The 6,526-nt window shown below is 52.2% G+C and carries 5 protein-coding genes; 4 read left to right on the forward strand and 1 reads right to left on the reverse strand.

What is annotated here, in order from left to right:
• The first annotated feature begins 53 nt into the window (after window positions 1–53).
• Window positions 54–1,001 (forward strand): L,D-transpeptidase family protein, encoded by a 948-nt coding sequence (locus tag KP814_RS03800; RefSeq protein WP_216735503.1) that lies wholly within the window; start codon window positions 54–56, stop codon window positions 999–1,001.
• Window positions 1,002–1,010: 9 nt separating this feature from the next.
• Here KP814_RS03800 and KP814_RS03805 read toward each other — a convergent pair whose 3' ends face one another.
• Window positions 1,011–1,301 (reverse strand): Lpp/OprI family alanine-zipper lipoprotein, encoded by a 291-nt coding sequence (locus KP814_RS03805; RefSeq protein WP_011394313.1) that lies wholly within the window; start codon window positions 1,299–1,301, stop codon window positions 1,011–1,013.
• A gap of 368 nt (window positions 1,302–1,669) precedes the next feature.
• Here KP814_RS03805 and KP814_RS03810 point away from each other — a divergent pair, with 368 nt between their 5' ends.
• The 3 genes from KP814_RS03810 to KP814_RS03820 are packed head-to-tail and all read left to right on the forward strand — an operon-like array spanning window position 1,670 to window position 5,977.
• Entirely contained in the window at window positions 1,670–3,562 is a 1,893-nt protein-coding gene (locus KP814_RS03810; RefSeq protein WP_253938128.1) for an ATP-binding protein, read from the forward strand.
• Window positions 3,563–3,566: 4 nt separating this feature from the next.
• Entirely contained in the window at window positions 3,567–4,955 is a 1,389-nt protein-coding gene (locus KP814_RS03815) for a sigma-54 dependent transcriptional regulator (protein ID WP_279500202.1), read from the forward strand.
• 47 nt (window positions 4,956–5,002) lie between these two features.
• On the forward strand, window positions 5,003–5,977 hold the full coding sequence (locus tag KP814_RS03820; RefSeq protein ID WP_216735505.1) for a M28 family peptidase: 975 nt from the start codon (window positions 5,003–5,005) through the stop codon (window positions 5,975–5,977).
• Window positions 5,978–6,526: the final 549 nt, after the last annotated feature.

A 6,526-nucleotide genomic window follows, 5' to 3' on the forward strand; every position in this document is an offset into this window, starting at 1 on the left:
ATGACAACCTCAAAACAACGAACATATTTAGTCTCGTTACAGGAATTCGAATAATGAAGCTGAAAGCAGCCCTGATTGGATTAGTTGGCGCAGTGAGCATCCAGGCGTTAAGCGGTTCGGCCGGGGCGCTGGAGCTGACCTGGAATCCCAAGCAGGATATCGTCGGTAGAGAACATCGGCTGGTCGCGAAAAAAGAATACACCTTCGTCGATCTCGGCGAGCAGTACAATTTTGGGTTTAATGAACTGGTGAGCGCTAACCCCGGCGTCGACGCCTGGTTACCTGCGGAAGGCGATGAAATTGTCATTCCCGGTCGCTTTATTCTCCCGCCGGGATTGCGCAATGGCATCCTGATAAACTTGGCGGAATACCGCCTCTACTATTTCCAGCCTGATAAGAAGCGCCTTTACACCGTACCTATTGGTATCGGCACTGTCGATTTCCCTACGCCGATCATGGACACCAAGATCGTCACCCGCATGAAAAATCCAACCTGGTATCCGCCAGAGTCCATTCGCCAAAGACAGATGGACGAATATGGCGAGCAATTACCCAAAGCGATCCCCGCCGGGCCGGATAACCCATTGGGCTCCTATGCGTTCAAGTTGGATGCGGACAGTTATCTGATTCATGGCACCAATAAGGGCGTGGGTATTGGAATGCGCGTCAGCCATGGCTGTATCCGTCTGTATAACTGGGATATCAAGCAGATGATGTCGCTGGTGCCGGACAATACTCCGGTCAAGATCATCAATCAGTCCGTCAAGCTGGCCGTGGACGATGGCAAACTCTGGATGGAAGTGCATGCAGAGGCTGACGTCACTGAACAAAAGCTGCGGGAAGAATATACCTATCAACTGCTTAAGCTACAGTCGACTGGCGTCAGTGTGATGGTGGACGAAGAGAAGGTGACGAAGGCGCTGGCGGAATTGAGTGGCCTTCCTTCGCCGATTGGAGAGCTGCAGCCGTCCCTGGCCGCAAGCATGTCATCCGGTTCGTAAAGAGCCGGATTACTTCATGCTGGCTCTTTCCAGCATGCGACGCGCGCGTTCGTTTGCTTCGTTAGCCGCTTTTTGAGCAGCCAGAGCTGCAGCTAAAGCTTCTTCAGCTTTGGCGTAAGCTTCGTTAGCGCGTGACAGAGCTGTGTCAGCAGTGTTTTGCGCACCGGAAACAGCTTGCTCTGCGTTGTTCGCAGTAGTCGTGGCGGCGTCGAGGGCTTGACGGTCTTGCTCAGTCAAGCTGGCGCAACCACCGGCAAGCAACGAAGACATAACGATCCCTGAAACTAGAAGTTTTTTCATTGAGGTTTCCCCCTTTTTTATGGGTGGTGATAATCTGTTATGACTTTGAACTGAAGGTTCAAAGCGCCGGGTTAGTTTAATTAGACTGCATCGGGTTTTAAAGCCATTAAGTATAAATGCTAATCGGAATAATTAATTAGTAAGTTCTGCTCAAATATCAATTTATTTATGCCCTATAACAGGGCGTTTCAGTGGACGCTCCCTTAATCGCTGCATAATATTCCCCTGTTTTCGTGAAACGAACGATAATTAAGGGTGTGCGAGTAAATATGCTTAATCAGATTTATTAATAAATGGTCATATTTAAAAACGGGATTAAGCGACAAACATCCAGGCAGCAGATGACGCCCGGATCTGGAGCTGGAGGCATGCGTTATTTGCGTAGCGGTATTTTTGTTCTGGTTTTATGTTTGCTTTTCAGCAGCATGATTTATGTCACTGAAGACTGGGCCCGGACCTCAGCTGTTCGGGAGCTGGAGCAGGACGCCGCTAATGAGCTACAGCGCTCCGTTTCCAGCCTGCAGGCGTTGTTGAGTAAGTATGAATCCCTGCCCCATATCCTCGCCGTAGATCCCCGCCTGCTGGCTTTGTTGCAGGACCCGACAAACGCTGAACTGACCAATCGCACCAATGCTTATCTGGAATCAATCAACTTCATTGGCGGCGCGGCGGATGTGTATTTGCTGAATGCGCGTGGGGATACCCTTGCCGCCAGTAACTGGCGTCTTCCGAGAACCTTTATCGGACACAACTTTTCCTATCGGCCCTATTATTCAGACGCTATGCAAGGGCGTTCCGGGCAATACTTCGCACTGGGGACGACCTCGGGCGTTCGTGGTTTCTACTTCTCTTTTCCCGTATCGGATGACGATGTCATCCTCGGCGTCATTGTGGTCAAGATTGACCTCTCCGCCGTTGAACAACGCTGGGGCAGCCCTTGGGGGAAAAACGCCTATGAGGTGCTGGTGACGGATAATTATGGCGTGGTGTTTATTTCCACCCGCGCGGAATGGCGTTTCCGGTTGACGCGCCCGCTAGGGGCTGCGGAAGCCCGTGAGATAGAAAAAGAGCAGCGCTATGATCCGGAACTGTTAAAACCCATGTTGCTGACGCAAACGCAGGCGTCGGATCAGCTACTGGACTCTGCTACACAATTTGTCCGCGCCGGATTGCATGACGAAAGCGCGCAAACCTATTTGACCAAGTCCGCTGATATGCCCCAGGCCGGTTGGCGGGTGCAGGTCTTATTGCCGATGGAGCGCGTGAAGAAAGAAATCAGCAACGTTCTGCTGCTCAGTCTGTCGATGATTTTTATCATCGTGCTGCTGGCGTTGCTGTTGGTGGAGCGGGCGCGGCGGGAGCGAGCGCTACGCGCCGCCCGTGATCTGCTGGAGGCGCGGGTACAGCATCGTACCCGTGATCTTTCCGAGGCCAACGCGCGCCTGCTTGAGGAAGTAGAAGAGCGGGAAAGGGCGGAGAAAGAGCTTAAGCTGACTCAGGATGAGCTGATTCAAGCCGCTAAATTAGCTTTGCTGGGGCAGTTATCCGCAGGCATCAATCATGAGCTTAACCAGCCGCTGACGGCGCTGCGCACCTATGCGCAGAATGCGCAGGCGTTTATTGAGCGTCATATGTCGGAAAAGGCGCAACTGAATTTACGGGAAATTGTTGGTCTGACCGATCACATGGCCTCCATCATCGGGCAACTGAAAATCTTCGCCCGCAAAGAGGCCAATGTGTCTGGGCCAGTGCACGTGAACAGTTGTATCGACGCGGCCTTGAAAATCACTGAGCCGGAATTGCGTCGGGCGCATGTGAACTGGCGCGTAGACGCTGCGGCGGACGATATTTATGTTCAGGGAGATATGGTGCGACTGGAGCAGGTGTTGATCAACCTGATCACCAACGCTTTGCACGCCATGTCCGGCAGCCAGGAAAAGCAGTTGCGCATTCAGTGCGTCAACCAGAAGGGCAAAGTGCGCATCCAGGTTCGCGATACCGGTTCGGGCATCCCGGAGCATGTAATGCAGCACATCTTTGAGCCGTTTTATACGACCAAAAACAGAGGACAAGGCCTGGGATTGGGTCTTTCTATTTCATACAGAATCATCGAGTCGATGAAGGGCGAATTGCGCGCCGCCAACAATGAGGAAGGGGGCGCGCTGTTTATTGTCGAGCTGCCGCTGGCTCAGGCGGACGCCTCCAACGTTCCCGACTCGCAAGCCGTCCTGCAGTCGGTCGGCGGCGACAATGAGGAGTAAGACTTTGCAGTCAGAGAATGCGGGCGCAACTGGCGCCGAACTGATGGTGTACTTCATCGACGATGACCGCCATATCCTGCAGTCCGTTGGCCAGACATTGGAGCTGGAAGGCCTGCAGGTGGAAACTTTTCTCAGTGCGGAAGAGGCGTTGCGGAACCTGCAGACTGACTGGCCCGGCGTGCTGGTCAGCGATATCAATATGCCGGGAATGGACGGGTTGCAGCTGATGCAGGCATTGCAGAAAGTGGATTCCGAATTACCGGTGATTCTGGTGACCGGACATGGCGATATCTCAACAGCCGTTTCCGCCATGCGCGAGGGCGCCTATGACTTTATAGAAAAGCCTTTCAGCAACGAGCGCCTGCTGGATACCATCCGGCGCGCCATGGACAAGCGTCGCCTGACGCTGGAGAACCGTGATTTACGTAGAGAGTTGCAGGAACAGAACGCGCCCGGGCCGCGCATTCTGGGACGCACGCCTGCGATTCAGCGATTGCGCCGCGTGTTGCAACAAGTGATGAACACCCCGGCGGATATTCTGTTGTTTGGTGAAACCGGCGTCGGCAAAGAACTGGTCGCGCGCTATCTGCACGAGCACAGCAACCGGCGCGAGCACAACTTCGTCGCCATCAACTGTGGCGCGGTGCCCGAAAATCTCATTGAAAGCGAGTTGTTCGGTCATGAAGCGGGCGCTTTCACCGGTGCAGATAAGCGTCGAATCGGCAAATTTGAGCACGCTAATGGCGGCACGCTGTTTCTGGATGAAATAGAGAGTATGCCGCTGTCTCTGCAAGTCAAAATTCTGCGGGTGCTCGAAGAACGCAAGGTGGAAAGGCTAGGCTCCAATACGCTGATTCCACTGGATTTGCGCGTAATCGCCGCTACTAAAATCAGCTTGAAGGAAATGGCGGACAAGGGCGAATTTCGTAGCGATTTATATTATCGGCTGAACACAGTGGCGGTGGAAATTCCCTCTCTGCAGGATCGGCTGGAAGATGTGCCGCTTTTATTCGAGCACTTTGCGTTAGTCGCCGCCGCTCGCTACCAGCAGGAAATCGTACCGTTAAAACCTGAACAACGACATCGCCTGCTGACTCACAATTGGCCGGGCAATGTACGGGAGCTGCGCAACCTAGCGGAGCGTTACGTGATTATGGGGGAGGAATGCTCCTTCGATATGGAGCATATGCTGGGCGAACCGGAAATTCAGAGTCGCCGCACGCTGACAGAGAAGGTCGAGCTGTATGAACAGACTCTCATCCGCGAAGCCCTGGCCGCCCATCACGGCAGCATCAAGGATACGCTCGTTGCGCTGGGCCTGCCGCGAAAAACTCTATACGACAAGATGAAAAAATATGGCATTAGCCGCCAGGATTTTCGCGAGTCGGAGTAGGGCTCGCACTCTTTTGTTTCTCTTCAAGGCATGAAGTTATTTCGTTTATGAAACGTCTGTTGTGTTTCGTGTTGGCGCTGGCGGCTTCGCTGTTTGCATTATGGTATTACATCACTGTTCCCGTCTTCTTTGTTGCGTCGCCCGAGAGCTACCAGTCGCTGGCCAGCGCCGACACGCTGCGACGGCATGTAAGAACGCTTTCTGAGGAGTTACCTTCCCGCTCTGAGGACGCTGACGAACTGGCGGCGTCCGCGGGTTATATCCAGGCGCAATTTCAACAGCATACGGATAGAGTTGAAGCGCAACCCTATGGCGTGTGGGGAATCGAATACCAAAATATATCGGCGAAGTTCGGTCCTGACGACGACATTGCTCCAGTCATCGTCATTGGCGCTCATTATGACGCGTTCAAAGGCTTGCCCGGCGCAGACGACAACGCCAGCGGCGTCGCCGGATTGCTTGAGCTGGCCAGACTATTCGCCGCTCAACCGCCTCCTATCCAGGTAGAATTAGTCGCGTACGCCTTGGAGGAACCGCCGTACTTTCGCACTGATGATATGGGGAGCTATCACCACGCTCAGTCTCTGAGGGAGAAGGGGGCGGAAGTCAGATTGATGATCTGTCTGGAAATGATCGGCTATTTCTCTGAGCAAGCCGGCAGTCAACGATACCCTTTAGCCAGATTGAATGCGCTCTACCCGGACAAGGCTAACTTTATCGCCGTTGTCTCCAACCTGGGCGGACACAGCGACGTTCGCGCATTGAAAACCGGTATGCTGCAAGCCACGCCTCTGCCCGTGGAGTCCATGCTCGGGCCCGCTTTCCTGGCCGGCGTCGACTTCTCCGATCACATAAACTACTGGTTTCACGACTACCCTGCGGTCATGGTGACCGACACCGCATTCTACCGCAATCGCGCCTACCATACGGACCAAGATACCTGGGATACGCTGGACTATGAGCGGATGGCGATGGTTGTGGATGGTATTTTTTATAGCCTTGTTAGTAACAACACGAAGTAACTATATAAAGGCCTCTTCCCGCTCAAGCTGACATACATTCCTCATAATATTCAGTGGGCCACTCACTCGAACAGATTCCATTGCTACGTCTGGCTAAGCTATTAGCACGTACACGGCAAACTGTAAGTGCAGTGCATATTTTCTCCGCTAATATGCATACCAACGTGCGAATTAATGCATGTCATTGAATTTTAGATACATTATTTTTTGTAAGAGTCGGGTATGCTATTTTTTATTTTTGACGGTTTTTTAAGTCAAATGACGCTTCTGACATTTTAATTAATATTTTTTTCAGGTTATTATGAGTTCTTTAAGAATACGAAGCTCCGTTGGTAAAAACGGAAAGAATGCTCAACAAGACGTTAAGCTAATTCAGGCCCTGTTCAATGTGTACCTGCGAATTACTAACCCGTAAATAAGTATCCGATCACTAAGCCATAATATATTTAAGTTCTGGATGCCCAAATAAACTTTGAATCAATGATGGCGTTCTTTTCATGCTCCGAAGGATTTTTAAAGCCATCTTTCTTAATTGGTCTGGACCTGCAA

The sequence above is a fragment of the Hahella sp. HN01 genome (genome assembly GCF_018986435.1).
Taxonomy (GTDB): Bacteria; Pseudomonadota; Gammaproteobacteria; order Pseudomonadales; family Oleiphilaceae; genus Hahella.